The 14,792-nt window shown below is 72.0% G+C and carries 11 protein-coding genes; 5 read left to right on the top strand and 6 right to left on the bottom strand.

Annotated features, from left to right (window positions below; genetic code table 11):
* The first annotated feature begins 335 nt into the window (after nucleotides 1-335).
* Complete coding sequence (locus tag POL72_RS23715) at nucleotides 336-914, top strand: hypothetical protein (protein ID WP_272097794.1); 579 nt, start codon at nucleotides 336-338, stop codon at nucleotides 912-914.
* Nucleotides 915-1,030: 116 nt separating this feature from the next.
* The gene (locus POL72_RS23710; RefSeq protein WP_272097793.1) at nucleotides 1,031-1,687 is read left to right on the top strand and encodes a hypothetical protein; all 657 of its coding nucleotides are present in this window, start codon (nucleotides 1,031-1,033) and stop codon (nucleotides 1,685-1,687) included.
* Nucleotides 1,688-1,793: 106 nt separating this feature from the next.
* Here the strand turns inward: POL72_RS23710 and POL72_RS23705 are convergent, their stop codons facing one another.
* Nucleotides 1,794-4,379: a bifunctional serine/threonine-protein kinase/formylglycine-generating enzyme family protein gene (locus POL72_RS23705; protein WP_272097792.1), complete on the bottom strand. Its 2,586-nt coding sequence runs from the start codon at nucleotides 4,377-4,379 to the stop codon at nucleotides 1,794-1,796.
* Nucleotides 4,380-4,503: 124 nt separating this feature from the next.
* The gene (locus tag POL72_RS23700) at nucleotides 4,504-6,054 is read right to left on the bottom strand and encodes a hypothetical protein (RefSeq protein WP_272097791.1); all 1,551 of its coding nucleotides are present in this window, start codon (nucleotides 6,052-6,054) and stop codon (nucleotides 4,504-4,506) included.
* Between the two features lie 547 nt (nucleotides 6,055-6,601).
* On the opposite strand from POL72_RS23700, the gene astD reads away from it, so the two are divergent.
* Complete coding sequence (gene astD / locus POL72_RS23695; RefSeq protein ID WP_272097790.1) at nucleotides 6,602-8,071, top strand: succinylglutamate-semialdehyde dehydrogenase; 1,470 nt, start codon at nucleotides 6,602-6,604, stop codon at nucleotides 8,069-8,071.
* Nucleotides 8,072-8,500: 429 nt separating this feature from the next.
* Here astD and POL72_RS23690 read toward each other — a convergent pair whose 3' ends face one another.
* From POL72_RS23690 to POL72_RS23675, 4 genes are all read right to left on the bottom strand, one after another.
* Entirely contained in the window at nucleotides 8,501-9,790 is a 1,290-nt protein-coding gene (locus POL72_RS23690; protein ID WP_272097789.1) for a cytochrome P450, read from the bottom strand.
* A gap of 168 nt (nucleotides 9,791-9,958) precedes the next feature.
* Nucleotides 9,959-10,651 carry an ROK family protein gene (locus tag POL72_RS23685; RefSeq protein WP_272097788.1) on the bottom strand — a complete coding sequence of 231 codons (693 nt, stop codon included), beginning with the start codon at nucleotides 10,649-10,651 and terminating at the stop codon, nucleotides 9,959-9,961.
* A gap of 233 nt (nucleotides 10,652-10,884) precedes the next feature.
* Nucleotides 10,885-11,952: a pectin acetylesterase-family hydrolase gene (locus POL72_RS23680; protein WP_272097787.1), complete on the bottom strand. Its 1,068-nt coding sequence runs from the start codon at nucleotides 11,950-11,952 to the stop codon at nucleotides 10,885-10,887.
* A gap of 75 nt (nucleotides 11,953-12,027) precedes the next feature.
* Entirely contained in the window at nucleotides 12,028-12,633 is a 606-nt protein-coding gene (locus tag POL72_RS23675; protein ID WP_272097786.1) for a hypothetical protein, read from the bottom strand.
* 375 nt (nucleotides 12,634-13,008) lie between these two features.
* On the opposite strand from POL72_RS23675, the gene POL72_RS23670 reads away from it, so the two are divergent.
* Nucleotides 13,009-13,950, top strand: a complete 942-nt coding sequence (locus POL72_RS23670) for an aldo/keto reductase (protein ID WP_272097785.1) — start codon at nucleotides 13,009-13,011, stop codon at nucleotides 13,948-13,950.
* A 5-nt stretch (nucleotides 13,951-13,955) separates the two neighbouring features.
* Nucleotides 13,956-14,789, top strand: a complete 834-nt coding sequence (locus tag POL72_RS23665) for a 3'(2'),5'-bisphosphate nucleotidase CysQ family protein (protein WP_272097784.1) — start codon at nucleotides 13,956-13,958, stop codon at nucleotides 14,787-14,789.
* Nucleotides 14,790-14,792: the final 3 nt, after the last annotated feature.

Below are 14,792 nucleotides of genomic sequence, written 5' to 3'. Positions count from 1 at the left end.
CCAGGCATCGAGCATGAATGAATATTTACAGCAACAGCACCCCGGTCGGAATTCCAGCAACAGCGCACCTTCGGAAGAGGAGGTGAGGTCCACGCCCGGGAAGGCTGTCGAGGATGGGCCGCGCGGCGCTCGCGCAAGCGCCGCTCGCGCAGGTCTTGCTCAAGTCGAGCGAGGGTGACTCGACCTGCCGCGCCGGGACGCGACAGCGCCACGGATCCGGCCTGATTCCTCGTTTCCTCGCGGTGGCACGACGCCTGCTGAAAGGCAAAGCGCCGCGCGCTGCACCGCTATCTCGGCAGGAGAGCGCGCAGGCACACCTCGAAGGGAGCTCTATCATGATGCGTGCACTGTTCGCTTCGCTGTCTTTCTCGCTGCTCGCTGGTTGCGCCGTGACGCCCGCTGGAGAGTCGGCCGCAGAGGATCTCGTCCAGGAGGACGTGGACATCGACGCTGCGGAGGGAGAGGTGGACGGCGCCGCGCTCGCCCTCTCCTCGGCGGTGACGTTTCAGGCAGAGACGCCGTTCTACATCCCGCCGCGCGTCGGCGGCGATGCCGACTTCGGCGGGCACGGGCCGCGCACCTCTCTGGAAGTGGAGCTCCACGTCTTCAATGGCAACGAGGTCTGGGCCTCCGTCCATATCGACGCCATCGAGACGAAGAGCGACTGGACGCGCGCCGAGGGGACCGGCTGGTTCCACCTCTACACCGCGCCCCGGGAGATCACCGGGATCCTCAGCCCCACGTACTTCGAGCACGAGTACCTCGACACGAACCACAGCCACGACCTCTTCTCGTTCTCGACCGGCAACCTCGTCTCGCTGCTCGACTATGTCGGCGACACGAAGGGCAACGAGGCGGGGACCAGGACCGGCGTCCAGGTCTTCTTCCAGCCCATCACCGTGGGTCTCCTGTGAACCCCCGGCGCGAGCGCGCGCCCGGCGAGGTCCGCCCCGCCGGATGTCGCGCTCGCGCCGGACGAGCCGGCTAACATTCCGAGGTTCCACACACGAGACGAGGAGTTCATCAAGCCATGAGCACTGGATCAATCACGAGCGAGCTGGGTGTCACGCGGGGAGACCTCCTGCCCAAGGGGGGCGATCAGCCGGACCGGACGCAGATCCCCATCGACTCGAAGCTCCGCTTCCTCGAGACGAGCACCGGGACGCCGCTCCTCCATGTGGCCGTGACGGGCTTGACACCCCCCGGCGGGTTCATCGCGAAGACCGAGTACTGGTCGAGGCTCGCCCCCATCAAGTCGAGGGCGATCACCCTGGCCTCGTTCGGGTTCACGAACCGCCCGGGAGCGCCGGACTACCCCAAGGAGTTCCGGGACTGGCTCGTCGGGGGCAGCGTCCTCTCGACGGACCAGGAGGCGTCCGGGCAGCAGTGGACTCAGGGCATCTACCAGCCGACCTCTCCGGCCAGCGCGCTCTACTGGGCCGTCGATCCAGACGGGCCGATCGGGCGCCGGATCGGCCTCCTCGTGGAGCTCGGCAGCGCCGGCGAGCTGCGCAACGCGATCTGGTACAAGATGGAGCGGCCCCAGAACGGCCTCATCTTCCAGAGGACCCCGAGCAAGGTGAGCTTCGCTCAGCTGTTCGTCGGGGATACGCCGTCGATCGATCCGCGCGACATCGACCCTCAGAGCGCCTGGTACTACTACCATGGCGTGATGAGGCCCGCGTGAGCGGCCAGCGCGCTTGACGCCTCGACCGGGGGCGCCGCCTTGCGCACGCCCGGGCAGGCCGCCAGCGCACGGAGCCAGCGCACGGAGGCGGAGCGCTGTGAGCCGCTCACCCCGGCGCCGGGCGCGCCAGCCGGAACCCGATCCCGCCGAAGCGATCCCCGGGCTTGCCCGCGAAGCGCCCCGCCGCGCGGCAGAGGTTCGGCGACGTCGACCACGCGCCGCCCCGCGCCGCGCGGAAATCCGCGTCGCCGTCGTCGGCCGGATCGAGCAGCACGATGCCCGCTTCGGTCCGCGCCCCCTCGCGCTTCCACGCGTTGATGCACCAGTCGCGCACGTTGCCCGCCGCGCCGCGCAGGCCATAAGGGCTCTCGTCCTGCGGGAAGTCGTCGACGGGCCGCCGGCCGGCGACGCCCTCGTGGCTGCCCAGCATGCAACCCCAGGTCGGCTCCAGGAAATCACCCCAGGGCATGCACCGGCCGTCGACGCCCCGCGCCGCCTTCTCCCATTCGAGCTCGTTCAGGAGGCGCCACGGCGCGCCGGTCCCGGCGGCGTACCACGCCGCATAACGCACCGCCGCCCGCCAGTGGACGAACGCGACAGGCATCCTCGGCTCCTCCTGGACGTCGGTCTGGATGCACCCGAGCCGGAAGCGGCCGTCGTCTCCCCGCTCGAACCGGAGCGAGTCCGGGCTCGATCCCGAGGAGGCGCGGCCGAGCGGGAGGCGCGGGCAGCACTCGAGGGCCTCGGCTTCCCGCCCGCTCGCGACGAGCGCGTTGAGGAAGGTGAGGTACTCGGCGTTGGTGACCGGGTGCCTCCGGACGATGAAGCCGTCGCACCAGAGCCGCGTCCGCGGGAGGCTGTCCCCCGCGTCCGGATCGCCGCCGGCGAGGAACCAGCCGGCGGGCACGTAGAGGTCGTCCTCGCCGAGCTCGCCGAGGTGAAGGAGGCGGACCGGGTGGGCCCCTTCCCGGCCTGGCCGGACGCCGTCCCAGCGCCGCCCGCGCTCGATGAGCACGGGATACCACGCCTCGTGGTGCCCCGGCGCGCGCACCTCGAGGAGGTAGCTGCCGCGCGGGAGCGCCACCTCGATCAGGGGCGTGGGGCCGAGCTCGCGCGCGAGTTCGGGCACGAGCCTGCGGTCGCGCTCGACGTAGCGGTGGAGGGAGACCTGCGCCCCCTCGGGCGCGGTCGCCAGCGTGAGCGCCCCGTCGCCGGCGAGCAGCACCGCATGGCGCCCGCGGTCGTGCTGCCGCAGGAGCGCCTCGGCGCGCGCCGCGCCCCGCGGATCCCGCGCCTCCTCGGCCTCGAGGAGCTCCTCGGCGTAGTGGTCGGCCAGCGCCTCGTGCGCCTCGCGGAGGTCCGGCGCCTCGTTCAGCGCCGAGCGGAGGATCTGCATCCACTCGACCTGGCCGAGCGACGCCTCCCGCTCCAGGCGCTCCGCCTCGTCCTCGAGCCGCCACCCGCGCGCCTTCTGCTCGGCCGGATCGAACGAGCTCAGGCCGTCGAGGATCGCCCGCGCCTCGTCGCGCAGCGCGCGAGCGCGCGCCCGGGTCGCCTCGATCTCCGGCCGGATCGCGCGGGCATGGTCCACGATCGCGAGCGCGCGCTCGCGCCGCCGCGCGCCGTCGAGCCAGCTCCGGAGCTCGGCGGCGAGCGCGCCCGCGTCCGGGGTGCGAGCCTCCGGGGCGAGCGCCATCGCGCGGGCGCAGAGGGCCGCGAGCTCCGCGGGCACCTCGTGGGGGGCGCTCGCCTCGACCGGCCTGAGCGCGCCGGTGAGGAGCGCGCCCCAGACCGCCGCGGGCTGGCCGCCGTAAGGGTGGCGCCCGGCGAGGATCTCGTAGAGCACGACGCCGAGCGCGTAGACGTCGCTCGCCGCGCCGAGGCGATCGCCCTCGCCGCGCGCCTGCTCCGGGGCCATGTAGAGCAGCGTGCCCAGCACCTCCCCGGGCTGCGTGAGCGGGGCCGCCTCGATCACGTCCGCCGCGCCCGCGGCGCCGGGCGACCCGCGCAGCGGCGCGGCGGGCCGCGCGAGGCCCCAGTCCATCACCAGGACCTCGCCGAACTCGCCGATCATCACGTTGGCGGGCTTGAGGTCGCGGTGCATCACGCCGCGGCTGTGCGCGTACGCCACGGCCTCGCAGACGCGGAGGAACGTGTCGACAGCCCGCCGCAGCGCGACGGGCGAGAGGCTCCCGCCGCCGGCCGCGTACGCCTCGGCGATCACCTCGCCGAATGTGCGCCCGCGGACCTCCTTCATCGTGAACCACAGCCGCCCGTCGGCGAGCTCGCCGCACTCGTGCACCGGCACGATCCCCGGGTGCTGGAGCGCCGCGGTCAGGCGCGCCTCGGCGAGGAATCGGGCGCGATCGGGCGTCGCGTCGCGCGTCTCGGACGACTGGATCTTCATCGCGAGCACGCGCCCCAGGATGCGATCGCGCACGCGGCGCACCTCGCCCATGCCCCCGCGCCCGATGCAGCCGAGATCCTCGTAGCGCTCCTCCGCGGACAGGCGCTCCGGGGCCGTGACGGAGATGGGCGGAAGCTCGGGCGCCGCGGCGCCCGGGGACTCGCGCAGCCTGAACGTGACGTCCGACGCGGCGCCGGCCGGCGGCGCGCTGCCCGACTCGGTCGAGGCGGGCGCGCTGCCTGCGGGCTGCGTCAGCGCCATCCGCTCGCGCTCGCTGAGGCTCATGCGTCGTCCACTCCGCGGATCGCGCCGGGGAGCTCCCCAGGGCCGAGGTCCGCGCAGACTCTATCGTCCGGGCGCGCTGGGCTCAACCCGACAGGCGCTGTACGACCCGATGAGCGCCGGCAGCCTAGCCGCGCAGCGCGGCCGTCGCCTGGGGCCGGAGCGCGGGGCGCGGACGGAGCGCCGGGCGCGGACGCTTGGCCATCTCGGCCTTCCTCGGCACGGACGGCCTCGCGTCGGCTCTCCAGGGCTGGAACCGCTCGTCCTTCCACATCACGAGGCCGCCCGAGAGGGGCGCCTCGGGACCCGCGTTCTCCTCGGACCGCAGCCAGACGAGGGGGCGCGCCTCGAAGACGGGCTTCGTGCACGCGATGTCCTCGAACGCCGCGGACCAGGAGCCGGTGTTCCCGAAGAACACCCCGGCTTCCCAGCTCCCCTCCGGGTTGTGGGTGTGCCCGAAGATCACGGCCTTGGCGCCGTGCGCCCTGGCCACGGACCGCGCCGCCCGGTTCACGCCCTTCCAGACAGCGTCGAGCGTGGGCTTCGGCACGGCGCACTCGTACGCGACGAGGAGCGTCGGCGCGAGCAACGCCGCCGCCGCGAGCCCCCCCGGCATCCAGCACAGGCACGCGAGCGCCGCGAGGATCCCGATCGCCGCGAGCCCGAGGCGATCCAGCCAGAGCTCGCGCGCCACGCGGCCGAGGCAGTCCTCGGCCGGCCGCGCGAACAGCCGCGCGTGCTTGACCACCGCGGGGAAAGGCGCGCCCGTCTCGCGGGCGGCCGCGGCGAGGTCCGCGCGCCGGAGCGCCCGGCGGCTCGGGTCGCGCCGGCGCACGAGCTCGATCATCGTGCGCAGCGCGCCCACGCCGAAGGCAAACACGAGGGAGCGGCCAGAGAACAGGTAGTACCGCGTCCAGTGAGAGAGATAGCCGAAGCCGGAGAGCATGAACGACGAGTCGACGTGCGGGTTGAAGTACCCCATGCGCGACACGAGCAGGCGGCTCACGAGCGAGCCCATCGTCGGCTGGATCTCCCCCGGCTTCCGGCCGAACGGCGCCATCGGATAGCGATAACAGCAGTAGGAGTCGTACTGATTGCCGTGCTCGACGATGACGCCGTCGTGCGTGCGGTGGAACCAGGCGCGGAAGGCCACCCGCGCCGCGAGCGCCGCGCGGAGCTCCTCGGTCGAGCCCGCCGGAGCGCCACCGTCCCGGGTGGCGAGCTCGCGCATGGCCGCGTCCACGATGCTCCGCTGCACCGCCTCGCGCACCTCGGGCAGCGTCAGCTGGATGTCGTGGTTGCCCGCCACGAAGACCGCTGTGTGCCCGTCCGCGACGATCCGGCCGACGGCCGCGACGAACACCGGATGATCGCGCAGGATGGCCTCCATCGCCGGCACGGCGTGCTCGGCGGTGCGCGGCAGGTCGTGGACCACGCTCTCGTTTCCGATCACCCGAGGCGCATCCAGGTCGAAGATGTCGCCGTTCAGGACCAGCGTGAGCTCGTCGCGCTCCGCGCCGGGCCCCCCGGAGCCGCCCGCCCCCTTCCGGACCTCTCCCCGGAGCGCGTCGAGCATCGCCGCGATCTCCCCGTCCGGGGAGTACGGCGCCTGCCGATAGCGCATCCAGAGGCCGTCGGTCGGCTCGAGCTCACATAGATGGATGTCTGAGATAGCCACCGTGTGATGCATCGGCGGGAAAACTGACATGAGCACGTCTCCACGCCAGCCACAGGACCGTCAAGACTTGGTGTCACCGGGCGTGGAGAGCGCCCTGCTGCAGTGCGCCCGGAGCGTGATCCAAAGCGCAAACACGGTCAGCACACCTGTTCGCCACGGGGCATTCCCGTGAATGTCGCGCGCCCGCCACAGGCGAACTCGGGACGATGGAGCACGAAGAGCATTGAGATCTCGGCTCCTGGATTCTCACCGGGAGAGCCATCGACCGAGCGGCCCCCCCGGGTTGGGGCTCAGTGGCACCGGGACACATGATATTGTGGTTGCCCCCTGACGCGGCGAAGCCCTGGCGAGGCCGGCGAGCGGCCCCATCGTTCACTGGGCGGTCGCCGGCGCGATGTTCCGTCCGGGGGCGTGCGAGCCCGGGGGACGCCGGCCTCTGGTACGATGCACACTGGCGGAGCGAGGTGGGCGCAAACCATACTGGCTGGACGGACCGCTGAGCCCGTGTGGTGTTCCGCGGAGGGAGCTCCGCGACAGAGAGGTGACCATGTCGACCCATTTCATCGACGGCAGCTGGGTGACCGGCGCGGGCGAGCCGTTCGCGAGCCGGAACCCCGTGACGCAGGCGATCGTCTTCGAGGGGCGCGCGGCGAGCGAGGAGCAGGTCGACGCGGCCGTGACGGCGGCGCGCGGCGCGTTCGCTGCGTGGCGCGATCGCGGCCTGGAGGAGCGGGCGGCGCTGGTGAAGCGGTTCGCGGGCCTCCTGGGCGAGCACAAGGCCCGGCTCGCGGACGTGATCGGGCTGGAGACGGGCAAGCCGCGCTGGGAGGCGCTCACCGAGGTCCAGACGATGATCGGCAAGATCGACGTGTCGCTGATGGCCTGGCGTGAGCGGACGGGCGAGCGTCACGCCGAGGCGGGCGACGCGACGGCCGTGGTGCGGCACCGGCCGCACGGCGTGGTCGCTGTGCTCGGGCCCTACAACTTCCCGGGGCACCTGCCGAACGGCCACATCGTCCCGGCCCTGATCGCGGGCAATTGCGTGGTGTTCAAGCCCTCGGAGCTCACGCCGAGGGTCGCGGAGGAGACCGCGCGGCTCTGGCAGGAAGCGGGCATCCCGGCCGGGGTGCTCAACCTGGTCCAGGGGGGGAGGCGCACCGGCGTCGCGCTCGCCGGTCACCCGGGCATCGACGGCCTCTACTTCACGGGCAGCTCCGGCACGGGGAACGCGCTGCACCGGCAGCTGGCGGGCCAACCGGAGAAGATCCTCGCTTTGGAGATGGGCGGCAACAACCCGCTCATCGTCCAGGAGGTCGCGAACACCGAGGCGGCGATACACCATATCCTCCAGTCGTCCTTCATCTCGGCGGGCCAGCGGTGTACGTGCGCGCGGCGGCTGCTCGTGCCGGCGACGCCGGAGGGCGACGCGCTGCTGGCGAGGCTGGTCGACGCGGCGTCCCGGCTCAAGGTGGGCAGGTACGACGACGCAGAGCAGCCCTTCATGGGCGCGGTGATCTCGCTCGCGGCGGCGGACCAGCTGCTCGCGACGCAAGCGCGGCTGGTCTCGCTCGGCGGCGAGGTGCTGCTGGAGATGCGCCGGCTCGAGGAGGGAACCGCGCTGCTCTCGCCCGGCATCCTCGATGTGTCGGCGATCAAGGAGCTCCCGGACGAGGAGCATTTCGGGCCGCTCGTGCAGGTGCAGCGCTACGAGAGCTTCGATGAGGCGCTCTCGCTGGCCAACCGCACACGTTATGGGCTCGCGGCCGGGCTGATCTCGGATCGCAGGGAGCTTTATGAGCGGTTCTGGCGGGAATCGCGGGCGGGGATCGTCAACTGGAACAAACCGCTGACGGGGGCGTCGAGCGCCGCGCCGTTCGGGGGGGTCGGGAGCAGCGGGAACCACCGGCCAAGCGCGTATTACGCGGCGGACTACTGCGCGTATCCGGTCGCGGGGCTGGAGGCGGCGAAGGTGGCGCTGCCTGGGCAGCTGGCGCCGGGGATGCGGCTCAACAACTAGAATTACAGCGGTTTCCGCCCACCTCTACACCATGCAGAGCAGAGCGGCGGTCTCCCGCACAGGAGACGGGCCCAGATCGGCGTTTTCGGCGCGCAAGCGCACTCCGGTGCGCTGAGCACCGAAAACGTCGAGGTGGGCCCGTCTCCGAAGCGGGTGACCGTCGCTCTAGGGCGCGACGGCCGCCGGGGAGAGGGGAGAGGGGGCGCGCGGGGGCGAGGGGGGCCCTTCCCGCGGACTCGCGCCTTGTGGTGGCTATGGCCGGCTGTACGGGAGAGGGAGATCTGGGGGGACTGGCTGCGGAGCGGGCCGGCGCTCGGATCCGCGGGGCCCTTCCCCCTCGCCCCCGCGCGCCCCCTCCCCTCTCCCCGGCGGCTCCAGGGTGGAACGGGCGGGGTGGAGGATGGTCTGGAGAAGCGGCGATGGGTTGGGTCAGGAAGCGGAGCTCTGGGGGCCTAGCTCTGTCGGGATAGAGGTGAGGCCGCGCATGCCGGGGTTCATGCGCCAGGTCAGCGGTCCAGGGGAGAGCTCGGCGTCGGGGAAACGGCGCAGGAACGTGGAGATGGCAGCTTGGGCCTCCACACGGGCCAGCGCGGAGCCGGCGCAGTAATGGACGCCCAGGCCGAGCGAGATGTGACGGATGTCCGTGCGGCGGAAGTCGAGCTTGTCGGGGTCGGGGAACTGGGCGGGATCCCGGTTCGCCGCGCCGAGCACAAGGAAGGCGCGATCACCCTTCGGGATGCGCACGCCGTCGAGCTCGATGTCGTCGAGCGCGACGCGGCTCATCCACTGCACCGGAGAGTCGTATCGGAGCAGCTCCTCCACCGCCGGGCCGATCAGCGACGGGGTGCCGCGCAATGCTTCGCGCTCGGAACGGTGGAGAAGGAGCGCGAGCAGGCCATTGCCGATGAGGTTCTTCGTCGTCTCGTGGCCGCCGAAGAGCAACATGCAGCACGTGGAGAGAAGCTCCTGCTCGCCGAGGATCGTGCCCTGCTCCTCCGCGAGGATGAGCTGGCTGAGCAGGTCGTTGCCAGGGCTCTGCCGCCGGGCCGCGATCACGCCGCGGAAATAGTCCTCCAGCTCGGCCACGGCGCTCAGCGCGCCCCCCGCGATCTCCAGCGTCGGCCGGCCCGCGCCGAGGAAGCCGCTGAGCGCGTTGGACCAGCCCTTCAGCCGGTGCCGGTCCTCGACGGGTACACCGAGCACCTCGCCGATCACGAGCAGCGGCAAGAGGTCGCCGAGATCGCGGAGGACGTCCATCCGGCCCGTCGGGGCGACCGCATCGAGCAGCTCGTTGACCAGCGTCTCCACCCGGGAGCGCAACCCCTCGACGAGCCGCGGCACGAACGCCTTGTTGATCAGCGAGCGGATGCGCGTGTGCTCCGGGGGATCGAGCAGCAAGGCCCACGACGCCAGGTTGCGGCGCAAGGGCTCCAGCCGCTGCCTCACCTCGTCAGGCAGCTTCGTCACGAAGGCGCTGGAGCGCTTCGCCGATAGGCGCGGGTCGCGGAAGCCCGCCGCAACCTGGTCGTAGCGGGTGATGAGCCAGCCGTTGTAAGCCGCGCTGAAGTACACGGGCGCTTCCTGGCGCAACCTGGCGTACACGGGGTACGGGTTCGCGAGGGTCTCCGGCGACTGGAGTCGAAAAGGATCGAGATCAGCGTCCGCCGCTGGATTGGCCGCGGGCGGTGCGTCGGGCTTCGGTGCGTCGGGCGAGTTCATCGGGCCAGGGTACGACGGTCACGCCCGCTTGGGAACCGGCGCGGCCCCCCGCGCGGGCCCGCCCCGGGCCGGCGCGTTGTCTCAGGCGCGAAGGCGGCCAGACGAGGAGGCCGCGCTGGCGAGGAGGCCAGCCTCCCCGCCAGCACACGCGCGCGCGGCCGCCCTGGGCTAGGCCCAGAGCTTGATTCCGCCGAGCAGGCCAGCGACGTTGTCCACAACGACGACGTTCTCGGGCAACCGCGAGGCGTCGAGCAGGCGCGCGTTGCCGCCGCCGAGGTAGAGCTTGCGGTAATTGAAGATCGGCTCGACCTGCGCGATCATCTTGCGCACGCGCTTGTTCCAGCGCTTCGCGCCGATGCGCTTGCACTCGGCGTCGAACACGCGGTCCTCGTACTTCAGGTCCCTCTTTCCGTACGGATGGTGCCCGAGCTCGAGGTTCGGCACGTAGCGGCCGTCGATGTACAGGGCACAGCCGAGCCCCGTACCGAAGGTGAGCACCATCTCGAGCCCCTTGCCCTCGATGACGGCGAGCCCCTGGATGCCCGCGTCGTTGGCGACGCGGGCAGGCTTGCCGAGGCGGCGCTCGACGGCCTCGCCGAGCGGGTAGCCCTTCCACTTCTCGTTGTCGAGGTGCGGCGCCGTCTTGGTCACGTTCTCCATCACGACGCCGGGGAAGCCGATCGAGACGCGATCGAACTCCCCTTGCGCGCGGGCGAGCTCATCGATGAGATCGAGGATGGGTTCGGGCGAGGCCGGCTGGGGCGTCGGCACCCGCACACGATCCGTCATCGGATTCCCCTGCTCGTCGAGGATGATGGCCTTGATCCCCGTTCCGCCGATATCGATACAAAGCGTGCGCATGAATCCCTCTGTCTCCCCCCGGAGCTCTTCCTCCGAGGCCGCCGCGGATGCGCCCACGCGCCCGCGTTCGCGGCGGACATAATCTTGAGCTCTGGCTGCGCGTCAACTGCCGCCGCAACGGAGCGCGTCCGCTCGGGCCACGACGCTTCCCGCGCCCCCCCGCCAGCGCCCGCCAGCGCGCTGGCCGCGCCCGTCGGTTCCTCGGCCGCCGCGCCGCCCGTCCCCGGCGGCGCTCAAGGCGAGCCGCAAGCGTCGCAGGCGACGCTCGGCGGCTGCGCGCCGTTCGCGAGCCCGTCCAGCCATCGCACGAGGCGCGTCCCGCGCGACTCGAGGGTGTAAAATTCTGGCCGCCAGAGGATGCAGTGCGCGGTGCCGGCGGCAAGGAACGACCTGAAGTTCGGCGTCGATGCCTCGATTTCGGCGATCTCTGCCCGCATCGCGTCTGACCACGCCTGGGCGTCGCCGCCGCCCATCGCGCTGAAGAAGAAGGCCTGCTCCTCATCATAGGCGGTGTTGTACTGCGACAGGCGCATGTCGGGGTAATGGGCGCCGATCTTCTCGTAGAGCACCGACAGCCGCGCGATCTCGGCCGGATCGAGGCCAGGTATCCACGTGGGATAAGCGCCCTCGGGCTTCCAGGAAGGAAGGCTGTCCCTGAAGAACGTCTCGGTGATGATCCCTGCCCCGCTGTCGGCGAACTCGATGACCGACGCGCTCTTGTAGTGCTCTCGCAGGTGCGCGGACCAGAGGATGGCTCCATACGCGCCCGCGCTGCAGCCGGTCACGAAGATCGTCTCTGGCGCAGGGACGTTCTCGTAGATCCAGCCGAGCACCGCGCGGACGTTGACGGCGCCCTTGTGCTGGATGGTGACGGCCTGGCTCCCCTCCCCATACGTGGCCACGTTGTCGCCCCAGTGGACGTCCCCGGTGCAATAGGGGATGTACACATGGTGCCAGTCCTTGAAGGGGTTGTCCGGGTTCTCATGATCGTAGATCCCGGTCGCCAGGGCGTCGTCGCCGACCGTCTCCTGGAAGAGCGATCCCGCGGCCGAGCAGGTGGTCGCGTTCCAGCACGCGCCGCCGCCGCGAAACTCGACGATGAGGCGATTGACGGTGCCCGGACGGACGAAGTACTTGAAAGGATCACCGCGCGAGCACGTCGTCTCGCCGCCCGGCTCGATGGAGTTCCAGCCGGACGGCAGGCTCAGGATCCCGTCCGGCGACTCGCTGCCACAGCCGAGGACGGCGAGCGGGCAGAGCAGGAGTTGAACCGGCAGGGGCGGAACGATCTTGAATCGCATGGAGGGCAGAGACTACCACTCCACGACGCGCGGGCATCACCCGCCGGTGACGGCCAGCTCGGCGGTGCCCTCACGTCATGGCGCAGGGATGTGGTCTGGCCACAGCTGCGCCGCGGCCTCGCTGACCGCCCGGCGGATCGACCCCTCGTCGAGGCGGGCGCGGTCGCGCGGCGCGAGGGCGGCGCAGATGCCGAGCGCGACGAGGTAGAGGGCGCCGATGAGTCCGATCCAGCGCAGTCCGGACGCACCCAGGCGTGAGATGATCTCGATGGGCACGATCTGCGCGCGGATCTGGACGGCCCCGATCACGAGCACGGCGCGGTCTCCCTCCTGGAGCTCGATATCGACCGGGCCCGTCAAGAGGCGCGCGAGCCCGTCGGCGCCGTGGAGGCGCGCCCGCGTCCGCCGCGGCACGTGCAGCACGTAGCGGGCGCCGATCACCTCCGCGATGACCGGGGCCGCTCTATCGAGCTCCCCCGACGGCACGCGCACGATGGACGCGGGCGTGTCGCCGATGTGCGCGCGCCCCTCGGCCAGCACGTGGCGGACGCCGAGCACGTCTTTGCCTCGGACGGCGACGAGCTCCAGCGCGCGACGCGCCGTGGTGCTCGCCGCGGGCGGCCGCGACCTCCGGTCGCTGACGGGTTCGGCCGCCGATGCCTCATTAGGCCCTTTCGCCATACTCTCCAGCCCCCTTCGTCGTCCACCGGCAGGGCTCGACTCGACATGTCACCCGAAGACCCTGCCCTCGGCGGCGCCGCCCCGCGCGCTTCCGCATCACTCCCCTTCCCTGGCTCTCTGGCATGGAGCGTTCCGTGGCCGAGCGCGCAGGGACGTGGCGGCCCGACGGCCCGCGCCGGCGCGTGAGGCCCCGGAGGACGCGCCCTGCGACCGCGCGCCGAGGGTCGACCGGGGACGCCCGCCCCGGGGGGAGCTCGGCCGCGCGGTCGCAGGGCGCACGGCGCACGGCGCACGGCGCGCGACGCGGCGCGCCGTGCCCCGGAGCTCCGCCCCTATTTCGTGGCGCCCTCCCGGCGCTGGTGTAGATCGCCGCCCGTGAGGAAGCGCCCCCTCGGCAAGACGACCCTTCAGGTCTCGGAGCTCGCCCTAGGCACCTGGGGACTCTCCGGCGACGGCTACGGTCCCATCGCCGACACCGAGATCGATCGCGTCATCGATCGCGCGCTCGCGGTCGGCATCGATCTCTTCGACACCGCCGACGTCTACGGCCGCGGCGAGATGGAGCGCTGCCTCGGCAGGCGGCTCCAGGGCGCCGGCACGACGTTCGTCGTCACCAAGATCGGCACCGTTCGCGACGGCGATCCCCCGACGAAGCGGTTCGACCCGGCCCACCTCCGCACCGCGTTCGAGCGGTCCCAGGAGCGCCTCGCCCGCGAGGTGGTCGACGTCGTGCTGCTCCACAACCCCACCGTGGCCGCGATGCACTCGACGGAGGCGATCGGCTTCCTGAAGGACCTGAAGCAGGCCGGGAAGATCCGCGCCTTCGGCGTGAGCGCCGGCTCCGCGGACGTCGCCCGCTCCGCGCTGCGCGACGAGGTCGACGTCATCGAGATCGCCTACAACGCCTTCCTCCCCGGCGACCTCCACGAGGTCGCCGGCGACGTCTCCGAGTCCGGCGCGGGCGTCCTCGCCCGATCGGTGCTCGCGCACGGGCTGCTCGCCGGCCAGTGGAGCGCCGATCGCGAGTTCTACCTCGACGATCACCGCTACCAGCGGTGGACCCGCGAGGAGCTCAGGACCCGGCTCCGCCAGCTCGACGCGCTCAGGCCGCTGGTCTCCGGCGCCGTCACCTCGCTCCGCTCGGCGGCCCTGCGCTTCGTCCTCGCGAACCGCGTCGTCTCGTCCGCCGTGCTCGGCCCCCGCTCGGTCGCCCAGCTCGACCAGCTCGTCCGCGAGGCCGGCATGCCCCCCTACCTCCAGGACTCGGCGCTCACGGAGCTCTCCGCGCGCCTCAAGCAGGCAGGGATCGAGGTGTGAGCAGGATGGACCAGAACGACAGGGAGCTCGACGAGATCGTCCGCATCGCGCGCGCCGCGGCGGCGATCGTGATGGACGTGTACGCGACGCCGTTCGCCGTCGAGATGAAGGGCCCCGGCGACCCGGTGACCCGCGCCGATCGCGAGGCGAACGCGCTCATCTGCAGCGCGCTCGAGGCCGCGTTCCCCGGCGAGGCGATCCTCGCCGAGGAGAGCGTCCCGACCAGCGACGAGCTCGCCGCGCGCCTGCGGAAGGAGCGGGTGTTCTTCGTCGATCCGCTCGACGGCACGCGCGAGTTCGCGGACAGGAACGGCGAGTTCGCCGTGATGATCGGGCTCGCGGTCCGCGGCCGCGCGGCGCTGGGCGTCGTGGTGATGCCCACGACGGGCGAGGCGCTGGCCGGCCGCGCCGGCGAGGGCGGCGCCGCCTTCATCGAGGCGAGGGACGGCAGCCGCAGGCCGCTCCGGGTCTCGGCCGTGAGCGCTCCGGCCGACGCGACGCTCATCATCTCGCGCTCGCACCGGCCGAAGGAGATCGAGCCGCTCCTCGCGCGGCTCGGCATCTCGAAGGTCGTCCCCTGCGGCTCCGTCGGCGTGAAGATCGCCCGGATCGCGACCGGCGAGGTCGACCTCTACGTGCACGGCGGCGGCGGCGCCAAGCTCTGGGACAGCTGCGCGCCCGAGGCCGTGCTCCTCGGGGCGGGCGGCAGCTTCACCGACCTCTCGGGCGCGCCCATCGACTACACCGGCCCCGGGCTCAAGCTCGGCCGCGGCATCATCGCCTCGAACGGCGCCCTCCAGGCCGCCGTCGTCGCCGCGGCGAGGTCGGAGCTCGGCTGAGGC

The organism is Sorangium aterium, from assembly GCF_028368935.1.
Lineage (GTDB): Bacteria > Myxococcota_A > Polyangia > Polyangiales > Polyangiaceae > Sorangium > Sorangium atrum.
The sequence above is the reverse complement of the archived record's forward strand: the minus strand, read 5'-3'. Positions and strand labels throughout refer to the sequence as shown.